General features: G+C 73.6%; 18 protein-coding genes and 1 tRNA gene. 13 read left to right on the top strand and 6 right to left on the bottom strand.

Going from position 1 to position 17841, the window contains the following annotated elements; translation table 11 throughout:
* Positions 1-26 precede the first annotated feature (26 nt).
* The 9 genes from EYB28_RS16600 to EYB28_RS16560 all read left to right on the top strand — a co-directional run bounded on the left by EYB28_RS16600 (position 27) and on the right by EYB28_RS16560 (position 7016).
* Complete coding sequence (locus EYB28_RS16600; RefSeq protein WP_166850099.1) at positions 27-1070, top strand: 2-dehydro-3-deoxygalactonokinase; 1044 nt, start codon at positions 27-29, stop codon at positions 1068-1070.
* Positions 1067-1681 carry a 2-dehydro-3-deoxy-6-phosphogalactonate aldolase gene (locus EYB28_RS16595; RefSeq protein ID WP_166850096.1) on the top strand — a complete coding sequence of 205 codons (615 nt, stop codon included), beginning with the start codon at positions 1067-1069 and terminating at the stop codon, positions 1679-1681. The genes EYB28_RS16600 and EYB28_RS16595 overlap by 4 nt, the downstream gene beginning before the upstream one ends.
* Positions 1682-1709: 28 nt before the next feature.
* On the top strand, positions 1710-2858 hold the full coding sequence (gene dgoD / locus EYB28_RS16590) for a galactonate dehydratase (protein ID WP_166850094.1): 1149 nt from the start codon (positions 1710-1712) through the stop codon (positions 2856-2858).
* A gap of 88 nt (positions 2859-2946) precedes the next feature.
* Positions 2947-3480 carry a DUF501 domain-containing protein gene (locus tag EYB28_RS16585; protein ID WP_166850092.1) on the top strand — a complete coding sequence of 178 codons (534 nt, stop codon included), beginning with the start codon at positions 2947-2949 and terminating at the stop codon, positions 3478-3480.
* A 121-nt stretch (positions 3481-3601) separates the two neighbouring features.
* Positions 3602-4573, top strand: coding sequence for a Ppx/GppA family phosphatase (locus EYB28_RS16580; protein ID WP_240930606.1), 972 nt, complete (start codon positions 3602-3604; stop codon positions 4571-4573).
* Between the two features lie 115 nt (positions 4574-4688).
* Positions 4689-6152, top strand: coding sequence for an NAD(P)/FAD-dependent oxidoreductase (locus EYB28_RS16575; RefSeq protein ID WP_166850090.1), 1464 nt, complete (start codon positions 4689-4691; stop codon positions 6150-6152).
* Between the two features lie 110 nt (positions 6153-6262).
* Positions 6263-6336: transfer RNA gene (locus EYB28_RS16570), tRNA-Leu, on the top strand.
* Positions 6337-6415: 79 nt separating this feature from the next.
* Complete coding sequence (locus tag EYB28_RS16565) at positions 6416-6577, top strand: hypothetical protein (RefSeq protein ID WP_166850087.1); 162 nt, start codon at positions 6416-6418, stop codon at positions 6575-6577.
* A gap of 178 nt (positions 6578-6755) precedes the next feature.
* The gene (locus tag EYB28_RS16560) at positions 6756-7016 is read left to right on the top strand and encodes a hypothetical protein (protein ID WP_166850085.1); all 261 of its coding nucleotides are present in this window, start codon (positions 6756-6758) and stop codon (positions 7014-7016) included.
* 26 nt (positions 7017-7042) lie between these two features.
* Here EYB28_RS16560 and EYB28_RS16555 read toward each other — a convergent pair whose 3' ends face one another.
* Positions 7043-7936 (bottom strand): LysR family transcriptional regulator, encoded by an 894-nt coding sequence (locus EYB28_RS16555; protein WP_166850082.1) that lies wholly within the window; start codon positions 7934-7936, stop codon positions 7043-7045.
* Between the two features lie 71 nt (positions 7937-8007).
* On the opposite strand from EYB28_RS16555, the gene EYB28_RS16550 reads away from it, so the two are divergent.
* Positions 8008-8964, top strand: a complete 957-nt coding sequence (locus EYB28_RS16550) for an EamA family transporter (RefSeq protein ID WP_166850080.1) — start codon at positions 8008-8010, stop codon at positions 8962-8964.
* A gap of 6 nt (positions 8965-8970) precedes the next feature.
* Complete coding sequence (locus EYB28_RS16545; RefSeq protein ID WP_166850078.1) at positions 8971-9336, top strand: helix-turn-helix domain-containing protein; 366 nt, start codon at positions 8971-8973, stop codon at positions 9334-9336.
* 42 nt (positions 9337-9378) lie between these two features.
* Here EYB28_RS16545 and EYB28_RS16540 read toward each other — a convergent pair whose 3' ends face one another.
* From EYB28_RS16540 to EYB28_RS16520, 5 genes are all read right to left on the bottom strand, one after another.
* Complete coding sequence (locus tag EYB28_RS16540; protein WP_166850077.1) at positions 9379-10113, bottom strand: SDR family NAD(P)-dependent oxidoreductase; 735 nt, start codon at positions 10111-10113, stop codon at positions 9379-9381.
* A gap of 109 nt (positions 10114-10222) precedes the next feature.
* On the bottom strand, positions 10223-10813 hold the full coding sequence (locus tag EYB28_RS16535; RefSeq protein WP_205710947.1) for a TetR/AcrR family transcriptional regulator: 591 nt from the start codon (positions 10811-10813) through the stop codon (positions 10223-10225).
* 192 nt (positions 10814-11005) lie between these two features.
* Entirely contained in the window at positions 11006-11617 is a 612-nt protein-coding gene (locus EYB28_RS16530) for a ClpP family protease (RefSeq protein ID WP_166852636.1), read from the bottom strand.
* Positions 11618-11628: 11 nt separating this feature from the next.
* Positions 11629-12234 (bottom strand): ClpP family protease, encoded by a 606-nt coding sequence (locus EYB28_RS16525; protein ID WP_166850075.1) that lies wholly within the window; start codon positions 12232-12234, stop codon positions 11629-11631.
* 132 nt (positions 12235-12366) lie between these two features.
* Positions 12367-12873 carry a MarR family winged helix-turn-helix transcriptional regulator gene (locus EYB28_RS16520; protein WP_166850073.1) on the bottom strand — a complete coding sequence of 169 codons (507 nt, stop codon included), beginning with the start codon at positions 12871-12873 and terminating at the stop codon, positions 12367-12369.
* 153 nt (positions 12874-13026) lie between these two features.
* Between EYB28_RS16520 and EYB28_RS16515 the strand changes: the two genes are divergently transcribed.
* Together EYB28_RS16515 and EYB28_RS16510 are read left to right on the top strand one after the other, a co-directional pair.
* On the top strand, positions 13027-14259 hold the full coding sequence (locus EYB28_RS16515) for an MFS transporter (protein WP_205710946.1): 1233 nt from the start codon (positions 13027-13029) through the stop codon (positions 14257-14259).
* Between the two features lie 202 nt (positions 14260-14461).
* Positions 14462-17728 (top strand): efflux RND transporter permease subunit, encoded by a 3267-nt coding sequence (locus EYB28_RS16510; RefSeq protein WP_166850071.1) that lies wholly within the window; start codon positions 14462-14464, stop codon positions 17726-17728.
* Positions 17729-17841: the final 113 nt, after the last annotated feature.

Raw genomic sequence — 17841 nt, 5'->3', positions numbered from 1 at the left:
GTGGCCGGCGGCCTAGCGTCCCGTCCATGGCCGACGACGTGCACCCCCGCGGCGCCGCGCTCGTCGCCCTGGACTGGGGCACGACGACGTTCCGCGGCTGGCTCCTGGACCGCGACGGGCGCGTGCTCGACGAGGTCCGCTCGCCCGACGGCTCCCTGCGCACCTCCGCGGGCGCGCGCACGGCGGGCGAGCGCGCCGCCGCGTTCGCCGGGACGTTCGCCCGCCGGTGCGGGCACTGGTTCGGCACGCACCCCGGCCTGCCGGTGGTGTGCGCCGGCATGGCGGGCAGCGACCACGGCTGGGCCGACGCCGGCTACCTGGACGTACCGGCCGACCTCGGGGACCTGGCGGACGGGCTGGTCGCCCTGCCGGTCGACGCGTCGGCCGACGGCGCCGCGGACGTCGCGGGAGGCGTCGTCCACCTGGTGCCGGGGCTGCGGGTCACGGGGCCCGACCCGGACGTGCTGCGCGGCGAGGAGGTGCAGCTGCTGGGCGCGGTCGCCGGGGGCGCCGACCCGCCGCGGGCCGTGGTGCTCCCCGGCACGCACACCAAGTGGGTGCGGCTGGACGGCGCCCGGGTCACGGGCTTCTCCACCGCCATGACGGGCGAGGTCTACGGCCTGCTGCTGCGCGACAGCGTGCTGTCGCGGCTCGCCGACGGCTCTCCGGGCGACGCGCCGTCGCCCGCGTTCGACCGCGCGCTCGACGTCGAGGCCGAGCGCGGCGACGACGCCGGGCTCCTCACGCTGCTCTTCGGCGCGCGCACCCGGGTCCAGGCCGGCCGGCTGGCGCCGTCGGACGTGGCCGATCACCTCTCGGGGCTGCTCGTGGGCTCCGAGGTGCGGCACGCGCTGCGCACGGCTCCGGCGGACGAGGTCGCCGTCGGCGGGGAGGGGCCCGTCGTCGCCCGGTATCGCCGCGCCCTGGAACGGCACGGTGCGGCGGTGCGGGCGCTCGACGGCGACGTCGCGGTCCGTGGCCTGTGGCACGTCGCCCTCGGCGCGGGCCTCGTTCCCGCTCCGCCCGCCGCCCGCACCCCCGCTGCACCCCACCCGGAGGACCAGCCATGACCACGCCCGCGACCGGGCTCGTCGCCATCCTGCGCGGCGTCACGCCGACCGAGGCGGCCGCCGTCGCGACCGTCGTCCTCGACGCCGGGTTCGACGCCGTCGAGGTGCCCCTCAACTCGCCCGACCCGTGCGAGTCCGTGCGCCGGATCCGCGCCGCCACCGGCCCGGACGCCCGCGTCGGCGCGGGCACCGTGCTCACGGCCGACGACGTGCGGCGGGCCGCGGACGCCGGCGCCTCGCTCGTCGTCTCCCCGAACACCCGCCCCGACGTGATCGCCGAGACCGTCCGCCGGGGCCTGGAGAGCTACCCGGGCGCCGCGACGCCCACCGAGGCGTTCGCCGCCCTGGACGCCGGCGCCACCGCCGTGAAGATCTTCCCCGCCACGACCGTGGGGACGTCCGGGATGCGCGCGTGGGCGAGCGTGCTACCGGCAGGGACGCGGCTCGTGCCCGTCGGCGGGGTCGACGAGACCACCCTGGGCGCGTGGGCCCGTGCCGGCGCCGACGGCGCCGGCGTCGGCACGGCCCTGTACCGGCCCGGCGACGCCCCGGCCGGCGTCGCCGACCGGGCCGCCGCGCTCGTGCGCGCATGGACCGAGCACACCCGCTGAGCCACCACGACGAGCAGAGAAGGACACCGTGAAGATCACCTCGCTGACGACGTTCGCCGTCCCGCCCCGCTGGCTCTTCCTCAAGATCGAGACGGACACGGGACTGGTGGGCTGGGGCGAGCCCATCCTGGAGGGCCGCGCCGCGAGCGTGGCCGCCGTCGTCGACGAGCTGGCCGACTACCTGGTCGGCAAGGACCCGCGCCGGATCGAGGACCACTGGACGGTGCTGTACCGGTCCGGGTTCTACCGCGGCGGTGGGATCCACATGAGCGCCCTGGCGGGGATCGACCAGGCGCTCTGGGACATCGCCGGCAAGGCGCACGGCGCTCCCGTGCACGAGCTCCTGGGCGGGCGGGTGCGCGACCGGATCAAGGTCTACTCGTGGATCGGCGGCGACCGCCCCGCCGAGACGGCGGCGGCGGCCGTCGAGGCCGTCGGGCGGGGTTTCACGGCGGTGAAGATGAACGGCCCCGAGGAGCTGCAGTACCTCGACACCCGGGACAAGGTGGAGCGCGTGGTGGCGAACGTCGCCGCGGTGCGCGAGGCCGTCGGGCCCGACGTCGGCATCGGCGTCGACTTCCACGGCCGCGTGCACCGGCCGATGGCGCGGGTGCTGCTGGACGCGCTGGCGCCCTACCACCTGATGTTCGTGGAGGAGCCGGTGCTCTCCGAGCACGTCGGCGGGATCGCGGACGTGCTGCGGGCGTCGGCGACGCCGGTCGCGCTGGGGGAGCGGCTCTACTCGCGCTGGGACTTCCGGGACGTGCTGGCCTCCGGCGTCGTCGACGTGATCCAGCCCGACCTGTCGCACGCGGGCGGCATCACGGAGGTGCGCAAGATCGCGGCCATGGCCGAGGCGTACGACGTCGCCGTCGCGCCGCACTGCCCGCTCGGCCCGGTCGCGCTCGCCGCCTGCCTGCAGCTCGACGCCGTCGCGTACAACGCGGTGATCCAGGAGCAGAGCCTGGGCATCCACTACAACACGTCCAACGACCTGCTCGACTACCTCGTCGACCCGTCGGTGTTCGCGTACTCCGGCGGGTCGGTCGAGATCCCGCGCGGCCCCGGCCTGGGCATCGAGGTGGACGAGGACTACGTGCGCGAGCGGGCCGCCGTCGGGCACCGGTGGCGCAACCCGGTGTGGCGGCACGCCGACGGCTCGTTCGCGGAGTGGTGACGGCCGCGACACCGCGCGGCGCCGCCGGGTGGCCGGCGCCGGGGGACAATGGGGGCTGCCCAGCCCGCGCCCACCCGAGGAAGCCGTCGTGACCGACCCGACCCCCGCCCGCGCCGCCGACGACGGCACCGACCCGACCGCCGTCACCGACCGCGACCTGGAGGTGCTCGCCGAGCAGCTCGGCCGGCCCCCGCGCGGCGTCGTCGGCATCGCCGCGCGCTGCGTCTGCGGCCGGCCGCTGGTGGCGCGCACCGCGCCGCGGCTGCCCGACGGGACGCCGTTCCCGACGACGTACTACCTCACGCACCCGGGGGCGGTCGCGGCGGCATCGCGCCTGGAGGCGCAGGGCGTGATGCGCGAGATGACGGAGCGGCTCGGCGAGGACCCCGAGCTCGCCGCGGCCTACCGGCGCGCGCACGAGCACTACCTCGCGCAGCGCGCCGAGCTGGGCCACGTCGAGGAGATCGACGGCATCTCCGCCGGCGGCATGCCCACGCGCGTCAAGTGCGTCCACGTGCTCATGGGGCACGCCCTGGCCGCCGGCCCGGGCGTCAACCCGCTCGGCGACGAGGCCCTGGCGCTGGTCCGCGACCAGTGGCGCCCCGACCGCTGCACCTGCTGACCATGCCCTTCCGAGGTGCCGAACATGTGGTTGGTCCGGGATTCGTTCGTCGAATCCCGGACCAACCACATGTTCGGCACCCGGGAAGCGCATGGTCGGTGGCGGGTGAGAGGGTGACCGCGTGACCGAACGCCCCATCCCTTCCGACACCACCCGGGTCGCCGCCATCGACTGCGGCACCAACTCCATCCGGCTCCTCGTCGCGGACGTCGGCCCCGACGGCACCATGACCGAGGTCGACCGGCAGCTGCGCATCGTGCGCCTCGGGCAGGGCGTGGACCGCACCGGCGAGCTCGCCCCGGAGGCGCTCGCCCGCACCCTGGAGGCGTCGCGGGAGTACGCGAAGGTGATCGCCGAGGCGGGCGCGACCCGCGTGCGGTTCGTCGCCACGTCGGCCACCCGCGACGCGCGCAACCGGCAGGAGTTCGCCGACGGCGTCCGCGCCGCCGTCGCCGTCGACCCGGAGGTCGTCTCCGGCGACGAGGAGGCCGCGCTGTCGTTCCGCGGGGCGACGGCGGGCGTCGCCGACCGGCACCCGGGCCCGTACCTCGTGGTCGACCTGGGCGGCGGGTCCACGGAGCTCGTCCTCGGCACGGACGCGCCCGAGACGGCGCTGTCCCTCGACGTCGGATCCGTGCGGATGACGGAGCGGCACCTGCACTCCGACCCGCCCGCCGCCGCCGAGGAGCAGGCCGCGCGCGACGACGTCCGGGCCGCCCTCGACCACGCGGCGCGGACCGTACCGTTCGGCCGGACCGCGACCCTCGTCGGGCTCGCCGGGTCCGTGACGTCCGTGACCGCGCACGCCCTCGCGCTGCCCGAGTACCGCCGCGAGCGGGTGCACGGCGCCGTCCTCGACGTCGACGCCGTGCTGTCCGCCTGCGACGACCTGCTGCACCGCACCCGCGAGCAGCGCCTCGAGCTCGGGTTCATGCACCCCGGCCGCGCGGACGTCATCGGCGCCGGCGCCCTCGTCTGGTCGCAGGTCGTGGCGCGGGTGCGCGACGACGTCGCCGCCGTGGGCGGGTCGCTGACGCAGGTCGTGACGAGCGAGAGCGACATCCTCGACGGCATCGCGCTCTCCCTCGCCTGACACCGGCCCGACGTCGTGTGCGCTGAGCTGCGGCGACGCCCGGGACCAGGGGTGTGGCGGACCGCACCGTGGACGGCCGGTCTGCGGGCCCGGAACGCGGTCGTAGACTGAGGGCATGCCTCAGAACGTTCTGTCGTCGGACACCCATGCCCAGGACGCGCCCGCGCCGACGCCCAAGCCCCGCAAGGTGCCTCGTGTCGTGGTCCTCGGCGGCGGGTCCGTCGGCCTGTACGTCGCGCGCCGCCTGCGCAAGAAGCTCGGGAAGCGCGAGGCGGCGATCGTCGTCGTCGACCCGCGCCCGTACATGACGTACGCGCCCTTCCTGCCCGAGGCCGGCGCCGGCTCGATCGACGCGCGTGACGTCGTCGCCCCGCACCGCCGCGCCCTCAAGGGCATCGACGTGCTCCAGGGCAAGGTCGTGGGCGTCGCGCACGGCGACAAGAAGATCACGATCCACCCCGAGGAGGGGCCGGACTACGAGGTCTCCTACGACCAGCTCGTCGTCGGCCTCGGCTCCGTGTCGCGCACGCTGCCCATCCCGGGCCTCGCGGAGAACGCGATCGGCTTCAAGAACGTGGAGGAGGCCATCGCTGTCCGCAACCACGTGCTCAACCGCATGGACGTCGCGTCCTCCACCTGGGACGCCGACCTGCGCAAGCGGATGCTGACCTTCACGTTCGTGGGCGGCGGGTTCGCGGGCATCGAGGCCCTCGCCGAGATCGAGGACATGGCGCGCTACGCGACGCGCAACTACCCGACGATCGACCCCGAGGACCTGCGCTTCGTGATGATCGAGGGCGCCGGCCGCATCCTGCCGGAGGTCTCCGAGCCCATGGGCCTGTGGGCGCTCGAGGAGATGAAGAAGCGCGGCATCGAGTTCCACCTCAACACGTTCCTGTCCTCCTGCGAGGGCGGCCACGTCGTCACCTCGACGGGCGTCGAGTTCGACACCGAGACGATCGTGTGGACCGCGGGTGTCAAGGCGAACCCGGTCATCAAGGACCACTCCGACCTGCCGGTCGACAAGATGGGCCGCCTGACCGTGCTGCCGACCCTGCAGGTCGCGACCATGGGCGAGGACGGCACGGGCGAGGTCGTGCCGGACGCGTGGGGCGCGGGCGACTGCGCCGCCGTGCCGGACGTGCTCAACCCGGGCCAGTTCTGCCCGCCCAACGCGCAGCACGCGATCCGCGAGGCGACGCAGCTCGCGGACAACATGGTCGCCCAGCTCAAGGGCCAGCCCGTCGAGGAGTACAAGCACAAGAGCGTCGGCGTCGTCGCGTCGCTCGGCCTGTACAAGGGCGTGGCGGAGCTGTTCGGCTTCCTCAAGCTGCGCGGTCCGCTCGCGTGGCTCGCCCACCGCGGCTACCACGTCATGGCGATGCCGACCGGCAACCGCAAGCTCCGCATCATGGTCGGCTGGATCGGGCAGGCCGTCATGGGCCGCGAGATCGTCTCCCTCGGCTCTCTGCACGACCCGCGCGACGAGTTCCGCCAGGCGTCCGTGCCGCCGAAGGGCTCCTCGACGAAGGTCGAGCAGAAGGCGGAGTCGTCCGCGGCCAGGGCCGCCAAGGGCTGACGCGCCCACGCCGTCGACGGGCGGCCCCGGCCGGCGTTCCCGCTCCCGCTCGGTACCGTGAGGTGCCGGACGAGGGCGGGCCGCCGACCGGGGCCGCCCGTTCGCGTCCCGCCCCCGTAGCCCAACTGGCAGAGGCAGCCGGCTTAAACCCGGCACAGTCCCGGTTCGAACCCGGGCGGGGGCACCCGGCGCCAGGAGCGTCCGCCGTGGCGTGCTCGTCCCGCGCGCTGGCGTGGCCCCCGGGGGTGCGGGACGGTGGCTCGATGGACGCGAACGTCACCAAGGAGTACAGCGAGGCTGCCGACGCCCTGGCCCGGGTCCTCGACGACCCCAGCACCGAGGGCGTCGACATCGAGAAGTACCGCGCCGCCCGTGAGCGGCTCGACGCCGCCGAGCGGACCTGGAGCCGGATGATGGGTGTCTAGCGGCGACGTCCGGGGAGGTTGTCTGCGTGGGGACACGCCGGCTCGTCTCGGATCGCATCATTCGTTCGCCGCGCCTACTGCGCCGGATACTGTCTGCGGGTGTGTTGACCCGGGACTTGTCTCCGCTCGCAACATGGGCACCCACTCCGCACGACGGGAACTGCCGATGATGCCCTACGTGATCGCGCTGCTCTGTGCGCTTGTCGGCGCCGCCGCGGCCTCGTGGGCCCGAGCGCGGCGAAGGTGGTGGGTCGACCTGGTGGCTCTGGCAGTGATAGCAGCCGCGATCGCCGTCGTGCTCCTGTCGGGCGCTCTTGACGATTTCGGCGCGAGGGTCACGTTCCTTGCCATCGTCATGGCGGGCGCGTTCGTGCGGTGGCCGTGGGGGCCTCGCTCGTCCAGTTCGGTGTCGAGTCGTGACGTGACCCCGGCGCAGTGAGCCCCGCGGGTCGGCGCCCGTGCCCTTCAGGTGGCGCGGGCGCCGGCGCGGCGCAGCGCCTCGACGACGTGGCGGACGGCGAGCCGCTCCGCGCGGTCGGGGCGCATGACGGCGGAGACGTGCCGGGCGGACGCGACGTCGACGAGCTCGCGCAGCACCAGGCCGCCGCCGGTGGGCGTCGTGAACCGGGGGAGGACGGCGATCCTGTCGCCGGCGGCGACGAGCGCCTCGATGAGCCGGTTGTCGCGCAGCCGCTGGGCGAGCCGCAGCTCGGCGCCGGTGGCCTGCTCGACGGCGAGGCGGACGGTGTCGAAGGGGTAGCCGACGGGGACGCCGATCCAGGTGTGGTCCACGAGGTCGGCCGCGCGGACCACGTCCTGGTGGGCGAGCGGGTGGTCGGACGCCATCGCGATGTCGAGGGGCTCGCGGGCGAGCGGGACGACGGTGAGCCCGTCGGAGCCCGCCGGGCGGACGCTGGTGAGGCTGTGCGCGACGACCACGTCGTGGTCGGCGGCGAGGGGGCCGTACTCGGCCTCGGCGATGTCGACGTCGTCCACCCGCAGGGTCAGGGCGGTGCCGGCGAGCTCGCGCAGCACGCCCGGGAGGAGGAACGTGGCCGCGCTGGGCAGGGAGGCGATACTCACCTCGCCGGCGGGCTCGCCCCGGTAGGCGTCCCAACGGGCCTGTGCCTGCGCGACGGCGGCCGCGACCGTCGCCCCGCCCTCGGCGAGCAGCCGTCCGGCTTCGGTGAGACGCAGGCCGCGCCCGGCGGGCTCGACGAGCGCCATGCCGGCCTCGCGCTGCGCCGTCTTGAGCTGCTGGGAGACGGCGGACGGGGTGCGGTGGGTGGCGGCGGCGACGGCGGTGACGCTGCCGCGGTCGGCGAGCTCGCGCAGGAGCTCGAGATGCCTCACGTCCATGAAGGCACCCTACAAGGATCGTGAACAACATTTCGCTTGTGCTTCACGGCAGCGCGGCCGAGGGTGGAGCCATGCCCGCACGACACCGCCTTCTCGCCGTCGCCGTCGCCGTGATGTGGGGACTGAACTTCCTCGCCATCGACGCCTCGCTCGGCCACTTCCCGCCGATGTTCCTCGTCGCGCTGCGCTTCGCGCTCATCGCCGTCCCGACGGTCCTGTTCGTCCCCTGGCCGCAGGTGCCGGTGCGCTGGCTCGTCGGCTACGGCCTCGGGTTCGGCACCCTGCAGTTCGCCTTCCTGTACTGGGGGATGGCGTCCGGCATGCCCGCGGGCCTGGCCTCCCTGGTGCTGCAGATGTCGGGCCCCTTCACGGTGATCCTCGGCGCGACGTTCCTGCGCGAGCGGGTGAGCGGGCGCCAGGTGCTCGGCATCCTCGTCGCCGTCGGGGGCCTGACCCTGGTGGCGTGGCAGCGGGCCGAGAACGCCACCGTCCTGCCGTTCCTGCTCACCCTCGCGGGCGCCTTCGGCTGGGCGATCGGCAACGTCTGCAACCGGCAGGCGAAGCCCACCAGCCCCCTGCGGCTCACGCTGTGGATGTCTGTGGTCCCCCCGCTGCCCATGCTGGCCGTCTCGCTGCTCGTCGAGGGCCCCGCCGCGATCGGCGAATCGCTCACGTCGTTCGACGACCCCGCCGCGGTGCCCGCCCTCCTGGGCCTCGCCTACACGGTGCTGATCGGCACCATCCTCGGCTCGGGCGTGTGGACCTGGCTCATGGCCCGCCACCCCGCCGGCGTCGTCGGGCCGTTCTCCATGCTCGTGCCGGTGGTCGGGATGACGGCGGCCTGGCTGGTCCTCGGCGAGACCGTCACGCCCGGCGAGGGCGCCGGCGCCGTCCTCGTCGTCGGCGGCGTGCTGCTGGGCAGCACGCGGCGGCGTGCGCCACGGCCCGGCCGCGCCGTGCCGCCTTCTGCCGGTAGCGGAACGGCAGTGCCCGGCACCGCACCCGCGGAGGCCTCCCGGGTAGCGTGACGTGACATGGAGCACGTGCGCGAGCCGCTGCTGCGGCACCTGGTCGGAGCGATCCTGCGGCGTGCCCGCCTGCGGCAGGGCCGGACGCTGCAGGAGGTCGCCGCCGCGGCCCGCATGTCCACCGCCTACCTGTCCGAGGTGGAGCGCGGCCGCAAGGAGGCGTCGTCCGAGGTGCTGGCGGCCGTCTGCGGCGCGCTCGACATCCGGCTCGTCGACCTCGTCGGGCAGGCGCACGCCACGCTCGCCGCGGTGAGCGAGGAGCGCGGCGTGCGCACCCTGACCTCCGTCGCCGACCGCCCGGGCGCCACGCACCGCGTGCGTGCCGGCGGTCCCGGCGCGACGGACCGCGGCGCCGTCGTCCTGGCGGCGTGAGAGGGCCGCCGCGGCTGGTGCGGCGTGGTGCGCTCGCGTGCCTCAGACCTGGGCGGAGCCGCCGTCCACGGCGAGCTCCGAGCCGTTGACGTAGCTGGACGCGTCGGAGGCCAGGAAGACGGCTGCCGCGGCGATCTCCTCCGGTTCGGCCAGTCGGCCGAGCGGGACCGTGGCCTCAGCGGCAGCGAGCTCGTCGGGTGGGACCAGCTCCTGCAGACCCTGCGTACGGGTACCGCCGGGCGAGAGTACGTTGATCCGGTACTGACGCGCCCCGGCGTCGTGGGCGAACCCGCGGACCAGGTTGCGGATCGCGGCCTTGGTCGCCCCGTACACGGGCAGGTAGGGCTCGGGGCGCGAGCCCGCCGTCGACCCGGTGACGATGATCGACGCCCCCGCCGACAACAGCGGCAACGCCTTCTGCACGGTGAACAGCGAGCCCTTGACGTTGGTCGTGAACATGGCGTCGAACTGCTCCTCGGTGATCTCGCCCAGCGGGGCAAGGATCCCGATCCCCGCGTTGGCCACCAGGATGTCGATCCGGCCCGCCTGCTCGGCGACGGTCGTGTAGAGCCGGTCGAGGTCGTCGAGTCGACCGACGTCGCAGCGAATCCCGGTGACCTCAGGCCCGAGCTCGGCCTCGACCTCGTCGAGCTGCGCCTGGCGACGACCGACGACGAACACCCGCGCCCCCTCGGCGCGGTAGGCCCGCGCGATCGCGAGCCCGATACCCGCGTTCGCCCCGGTCACGACCGCGACCTTGTCCTCCAGCGCCTTCATGACAACTCCCGTCCCAGATTGTTGACCGTACGGTCCATAACTTGCCCTATATGGACCGCGCGGTCAATAACCAGGGTGGCACTGTGTCGCGCACCACTGTGGGAGGGGCTCAGGACGCAGGCAGCAGGCCGGCGAGCAGGGCCTCGGCCATGGCCGACAGCGCGGCCGGATCCTGGCCGACTCGACCGAGCACGATCAGTCCGAGCTGACCGGCCAGCACCGCGCGGGCGGTGACGTCCGGGTCGAGACGGGGCGCCACGTCGCCCTCACGCTGCGCTCGTCGTACCGCGTCGGCCAGCACGGCAGTGGTCGAGGCGTAGCTGTGCCGCGCCTCCGCGGCCACCTCGGCGACGCTCACCGACAGCTCCATCGCCGTGTTGGCGAGCAGGCAACCCCGGCGGGCCTGCTCGCCACTGGGGTCGCGCACGGGCCCTGTCATGAAGCCCCGGATGACATCGACGCCGCGCTCGGCGTGCTCGAGCCGCCTGCGCAGCATCTGATCGTTGGCCTCGTCGTACATGCGCAGCACGCGCAGGAACAAGCTCTTCTTGTCTCCGAATGCTCCGTACAGGCTCCCTTTGCCGAGCCCGCTGGCCACCAGGAGATCTTCGAGCGACGTGCCTGCGTACCCCTTGTCCCAGAACGCCGCCTGCACGGCCGACAGCACGCGCTCTTCATCGAACTGACGTGGACGTGGCACGGGGTGATCCTACCGATAGTGGACCAGTCGGTCCAGCATCGCCGCCGGCGCCGGTCGGGCCCCACGGCGCGCGTCGGACGCAGCCGTGGGGCGATCCGCCACCACAGCGACAGATGCCGCCATGGCCGCGACCGACCTCTGCTGGATCGTGCAGATCGCCTGACCTGCACGTCTGGAACGGGCCCTCGGCGCCTACGCGGCCGCCGCTGCCGGCGCCTTGCGCGACGTGACGACGGCGTCCGCGACGCCGTACTCGACCGCCTCGGCGGCGGAGAGCACGAGGTCGCGGTCGGTGTCGGCGCGCAGCCGCTCCGTCGTCTGCCCGGTGTGCCTCGCGAGGAGCGACTCCGTCTCGGCGCGCAGGCGCAGCACCTCGCGGGCCTGGATCGCCAGGTCGGAGACGGTGCCCTGCCCCTGGGACGACGGCTGGTGCAGCATCACCCGCGCGTGCTCCAGCACCGACCGCTTGCCGGGCGTGCCCGCGGCGAGCAGCACCGCGGCCGCGGACGCCGCCTGGCCCATGCAGGTGGTGGCGACGTCGCACCGCACGAACTGCATCGTGTCGTAGATGGCGGCCATCGCGGTCGCGGAGCCGCCGGGAGAGTTGAGGTACAGGCCGATCTCCTGCTCGGGCGCCTCGGACTCCAGGTGCAGGAGCTGCGCCATGACGACGTTCGCGACGCCGTCGTCGATCTCGGTGCCGAGGAAGATGATGCGCTCTCGCAGGAGGCGGCTGAAGACGTCGGAGTACCGTTCGCCCAGCGGCGTCCTCTCGACGACGTTCGGGATGGTGTAGCCCTGCATCCGCTCGTTCATCACAGCCCCGCCTTCCGACCGCTCGCGGCGGGCCGTACGTCCTCGACGGACTCGACGATCCGGTCGACCATGCCGTACTCGAGCGCCTCGGCGGCGGTGAACCAGCGGTCCCGGTCGCTGTCGGCGGCGACCTGCTCGACGGTGCGGCCGGTGTGCTGGGCGGTGAGTTCGTGCATCACGCGCTTGGTGTGCTCGAGGTTCTCCGCCTGGATGGCGATGTCGACGGCGGTGCCGCCGATGCCGCCGGACGGCTGGTGCATCATCACGCGGGTGTGCGGCAGGGCGTACCGCTTGCCCTTCGTGCCGGCGGTGAGCAGGAACTGGCCCATGCTCGCGGCGAACCCGACGCCGACCGTCACGACGTCGTTCGGCAGCAGCCGCATCGTGTCGTAGACGCCGAGCCCGGCCGAGACGGAGCCGCCGGGGGAGTTGATGTACAGGGCGACGTCGGCCCGTGGGTCCTCCGCGGACAGCAGCAGGAGCTGGGCGGTGACGCGGTTGGCGACGGCGTCGTCGATCTCGCTGCCGACGACGACGATGCGCTGGTGGAGCAGCCGTGCGGCGAGCTGGTCGTCGAAGGTTCCGGTGGGTGTCGGTGTGCTCATGCGTCCACCGTGCGCCCGCGGACGCCGCCGAGGTGGCGAGATCTGCCGGGAGCGCATCTGCCCACGGCAGATCCCGGGCGGGCTCGACGTAGCGCCTGCTGACGCTTCCCGCTCGGGAAGCGTCAGCAGGCGCTACGTCGAGCGCTTGTAGGCGTCGAGGTCGAAGTTGAGCCGCTCGACGAGGTCTGCCAGGAGCGCCCGGTCGTCGAGGGACCAGGAGTCGAGGACCGTGGCGTACATGGCGCCACGACGGTGGCGCTGCGCGGCCCACGCGTCGAGCCCGTCCTCGGTGGCCTCGACGACGACGGCGCGCCCGTCGTGCGGATCGCGGGACCGGCGTACGTGGCCGGCGCGCTCGAGCGCGACGACCTGGCGGGTGACCGTGGACGCGTCGAGGCCCAGCCGTTCGGCCAGCGTGCGGACGTGCTGGGGCCCGCCCTCGTGCAGCGCGTGCAGGAGCAGGTACCCGGACCGGTCGAGGACGGGAGTGCCCTCGCTCGTGGCGGCCCCGGTGCGTTCGGCGCGTCGCAGCAGCTGGGCCAGGCCGAGCTCGACGCGGGCGAGGACGCTCGTGCCGTCGCCGCCGCGGTCGTCGGCGGGCGCCTGGTCGGGAGAACTGTTTCCCAGGGCAGCGGTCATAGGTGTATGATACAGGAAGTTATCTGCGTGATGCAGGTATCTGCCTCCGACGACCGCGGGCCGACGGCTCGCCGGCGCACGACGCGCACCGGGGGCGGAACCCGTCCCGAGACGTCCGAGGCCCGCGGTTCGCCGCGGGGGATCGAGGAGCCAGTGCCCGCCAGACGCAACGAACCGAACAAGACCGCCATCTACGCCACCGCGCTGACCGCGTTCTTCGCCATCGCCGGCATCGCCGTCGTCGACCCGATCCTGCCGGTCATCGGCGAGGAGATCGGCGCCACGACGTGGCAGATCGAGCTCCTGTTCACCGCCTACATCGCGGTGATGGCCGTCGGCATGATCCCCGCCGTGCTCGCCACCGGACGGTTCGGCTACAAGAAGATCCTCGGCGCGGGCGTCTCCCTCGTCGCGGTGGCCGCCATCCTCGCCGCGCTCAGCACGAACATCGGCCAGCTCGCCGCCCTGCGCGGCCTCTGGGGGCTCGGCAACGCGATGTTCTTCGCCACCGCCATGGTGCTGCTCGTCTCCCTCGCGAACGACCGCGAGTGGGTGGTGGGCATCTTCGAGACCTGCGTGGGCCTCGGCTTCGCCGTCGGCCCGCTCATCGGCGGCCTGCTCGGCAGCATCAGCTGGCGCGTGCCGTTCTTCGCCTGCGGCCTGTTCATGATCGTGGCGCTGGCGGTCTCGATCACGCGGCTCAAGGACCCGGCCACGAAGCCCACCACGCTGAAGGTCGGCCAGGTGTTCGGCCTCTTCCGCAAGCCCGCCTTCCTCGCGCTCGCCGTCGTGACCGCCACGTACAACTTCGTCTTCTTCGTGATCCTCGGCTACACGCCGATCTTCCTGGGGCTCGACGTCGTCCCCCTGGGCCTGGTCTTCACGGCCTGGGGCCTCGGGCTGGCGTTCGGGATCCTCGTGGTGGGCCACAAGCTGGCGCACACCATCGGCGCGGTGCAGACCCTCGGCGTCGCGGTCGGGGGCGTGCTCCTGATGACGCTGCTGCTCGCCCTCGGCCTGCCGACGGCGGCGTCGATCGTCGTCCTCGTGGTCGCGGGCGTCTTCATGGGCATCGCCAACGCCATCCTCACCGACCTCTCCCTGGCGCTCGGCGACCCCGACCGCCGGGTGACCACCGGCGCGTTCAACCTCGTGCGCTGGGGCTTCGCCGCACCGGCGCCGGTGATCGCGGGGCTGCTCCACCCGGTGGGGGCGTCGGCGCCGTACTGGGTCGGCGTCGCCGTGCTGGCTGTCGGCGTGGTGGTCTTCCTCGTCACGGCGCACCGCATGGCCGGGCCGCTCGGGGAGCGCGTGCTGTGGTCGCGCTGGAACCGCCGCGCCGCCGCCGTCGAGGGCACGCCCGAGGAGGCCATGGCCGAGCTCTGAGGCTCGGGGACGACCGGGCAGGACGGGCGCGCACGGGCGCCGGGCGGCATCGGCCGCCCGGCGCCCGTCCGCCGTCCGGCGGGCCGATGTCCTCCTTCCGGATGATGTGCCCGGGAACCGGCGCCGCGTATCGTCCGTTCAGCCCGTGCGTCACGACAGCGGAGTCGTGCACCGTCCTGCCGACCGTCGTTGTGGAGTGTGCGTGTTCCGACTTGCCCGCCTGTCCCTGGCGAACCGCGCCGTCGTCGCCCTGGCGACGCTCGCGATCTTCGTCTTCGGGGCCATGAGCCTGGGCTCCCTCAAGCAGGAGCTCATCCCGTCCCTCGAGCTGCCGGCCGGCGCCGTCGTCGCCACGTACCCCGGCGCGTCCCCGGAGGTGGTGGAGTCCCGGGTCACCGAGCCGCTCGAGGCCGCCGCCCAGTCCGTCGAGGGCATCGAGCAGATCGGTTCCACCGCGTCGACCGGCAGCTCGATCACCACCGTCCAGTTCGAGTACGGCACGGACATGGACGCGGCCACGCAGCGCCTGCAGACCGCGGTGACACGGACGCAGTCGCAGCTGCCCGAGGACGTCGAGCCGCAGGTGGTCACGGGCTCGCTCGACGACCTGCCGGTCATCCAGCTCGCCGCATCCGGGACGGACGACTCGCTGCCCGCCGACGACCTCGCCGACACCGTCGACAGCGTCGTCGTCCCGGCGCTCGAGGACCTGGACGGCGTCCGCTCGGTCGCCGTCTCCGGCGGCGAGACCGACCAGGTGCTCGTCGACGTCGACACCGACGAGCTCGCCGCCGCGGGCCTGACCACGCAGGACGTCACCGCCGTCCTGCAGGACAACGGCGTGGTGCTCCCCGCGGGCACCATCACCGACGACGACGTCACCTACTCGGTCCAGGCGGGCTCCGGTATCGACAGCGTCAAGGAGCTGCGCGCGCTGCCGCTCGTGCCCGACCCGTCCGCCCAGGCGGCGCCCGGCGCGACCGCGACCGGCGACCCGACCGGCGGGACCACCGGCGAGATCGGCGACGGGACGGCGGCCCCGCCGCAGCTTCCCGAGCCGGTCGCGCTGTCCGACGTCGCGACCGTGAAGGTCGTCCCGGTCGAGGCGACGTCCTACTCCCGCCTCGACGGCGAGCCTGCCCTCGGCGTCGCCATCACCAAGACCCCCGACGGCAACACCGTCGACGTCTCGCACCAGGTCCAGGCGGCGATCGACGAGCTCGGCCCGGAGCTCGACGCCGCCGGCGTGACCACCGCCGTCGTGTTCGACCAGGCACCGTTCATCGAGGAGTCGATCGAGGGCCTGGCCACCGAGGGCGGGCTCGGCCTCGTCTTCGCGGTGCTCGTCATCCTGGTGTTCCTGCTCTCGCTGCGGTCCACCCTCGTGTCCGCGGTCTCCATCCCGCTGTCGCTGGCCGTGACGTTCCTCGTCATGAACCTCACCGGCTACACGCTCAACATCCTCACCCTCGGCGCCCTGACGATCTCCATCGGCCGCGTCGTCGACGACGCCATCGTCGTCATCGAGAACATCAAGAGACACCTGTCGTACGGCGAGGACAAGAAGGACGCCATCCTCACGGCCGTGCGCGAGGTCGGGGGCGCGATCGCCGCCTCCACCATCTGCACCGTGGCCGTCTTCGCCCCGATCGCCTTCGTGGGCGGCATGGTCGGCGAGCTGTTCCGGCCCTTCGCGATGACCGTCGCGATCGCGATGCTCGCCTCCCTCCTCGTCGCGCTGACGATCGTGCCCGTGCTGGCGTACTGGTTCGTCAAGACGCCGGCCGTGCCGGCGTCGCCCGACGAGGCGGAGCGCGTCCGCGAGGCCGCCGAGCGCAAGGAGCGCCGCGGCCTGTGGCAGCGCGCGTACGTGCCCAGCCTGGGCGCGGCGCTGCGCCACCCCTGGGTCACGCTGGTCGTGGCCGTCGCGGTGCTGGGCGGCACCCTCGCGCTGGTGCCCCGCCTGGAGACCAACTTCATCGGCGACAGCGGCCAGGACACCGTCACCGTCACGCAGACGTTCGAGACCGGCGCGTCGCTGGAGGCGCAGGACGACGCGGCCCGCGAGGTCGAGGACGCGCTCGCCGGCGTCGACGCTGTCGAGTCCGTGCAGACGACGGTCGGCTCCGGGGACGCGGCGCAGGCCGCCTTCATGGGCGGTGGGTCCACGGCGCAGGCGACGTTCTCGATCACCCTCGACGCCGACGCCGACGGCGTCGCCGCGCAGGACGAGATCCGCGACGCCGTCGAGCCCCTGACGGGCGGCGTCACGACCGAGGTGAGCGTCTCCGGCGGCGACTCCGGGTTCGGCGGCTCCACGATCGACCTGGCCGTCACCGCCACGGACGACGACACGCTCGACGAGGCCGCGCAGCAGGTCACCGACGCCATGTCCGGCCTGGACGGCGTCGCCGAGGTGAGCAACGACCTCACCGCCGCGCAGCAGGTCGTCCAGGTCCAGGTGGACCGCGAGGCCGCCGCCGAGGCGGGGCTCACCGAGACACAGGTCTCCGGGATCGTCGCTGCCGCCATGGAGCCCGAGGAGACGGCCGGCCAGGTCGACCTCGGCGACGGGCCGACCGACGTCGTCGTGAAGACCGGTGACGCCCCGGCCACACAGTCCGAGATCGAGGACCTCCAGGTCCCGACGGCCGCCGGGACGGTGCCGCTCACCGACGTCGCCACCGTGGAGAAGGTGGACGTCCCCACCGCGATCTCCCGCACCGACGGCGAACGCTCCGCCACGGTGTCGGTGACGCCCGAGACCCAGGACGTCGGCACGCTGTCGACCACGATCACCCAGGAGGTCGACGCCCTCGACCTGCCCGCCGGCGCGAGCGTCGAGATCGGCGGCGTCGCCGCCGACCAGGCGGACGCGTTCGCCGACCTGGGCCTCGCCCTGGTCGCCGCGATCGCGATCGTCTACCTGGTGATGGTGGCGACCTTCGGGTCGCTGGTGCAGCCGCTCATCCTGCTGGTGTCCGTGCCGTTCTCGGCCACGGGCGCGCTCCTGGCGCTGCTCGCGGCCGACGTCCCGCTGGGCGTCCCCGCCCTCATCGGCGTGCTGATGCTCGTGGGCATCGTGGTGTCCAACGCCATCGTGCTCATCGACCTCATCAACCAGTACCGCGCCCGCGGGCGGTCGATGGACGACGCCGTGCGCGAGGGCTCCCGCAAGCGCCTGCGGCCCATCGTCATGACGGCGCTGGCGACGATCTTCGCGCTGACGCCGATGGCGATCGGGCTCACCGGCGGCGGGTCGTTCATCAGCCAGCCGCTCGCGCTCGTCGTCATCGGCGGCCTGATCTCCTCGACGCTGCTCACGCTGTTCGTCGTGCCGGTGCTGTACTCGCTCATCGAGCGGCGCAAGGAGCGGCGCCGGGCCAAGAAGCAGGCCCGGGCCGAGCGCCGTGCCGCGAGGAAGGCCGCCAAGGACCCCGCCGCCGAGGAGACCCCGCAGCCCGCCTGATGTCCTGGTGGGGACGACCGTGTGCCCACCACACGTGGGGAGGGGCGGGGGTGCTTGTCGCGAGGCTGGCTGGGCCTGGCAGGAGGCCGCGAGGAACGAGCGGCCGAGCGGAC

This window comes from Isoptericola sp. BMS4 (assembly GCF_011634835.1).
In the GTDB taxonomy this organism is placed as follows: domain Bacteria; phylum Actinomycetota; class Actinomycetes; order Actinomycetales; family Cellulomonadaceae; genus Isoptericola.
Note: the sequence above shows the minus strand (reverse complement) of the source record. Positions and strands in the feature narration are given on the sequence as shown.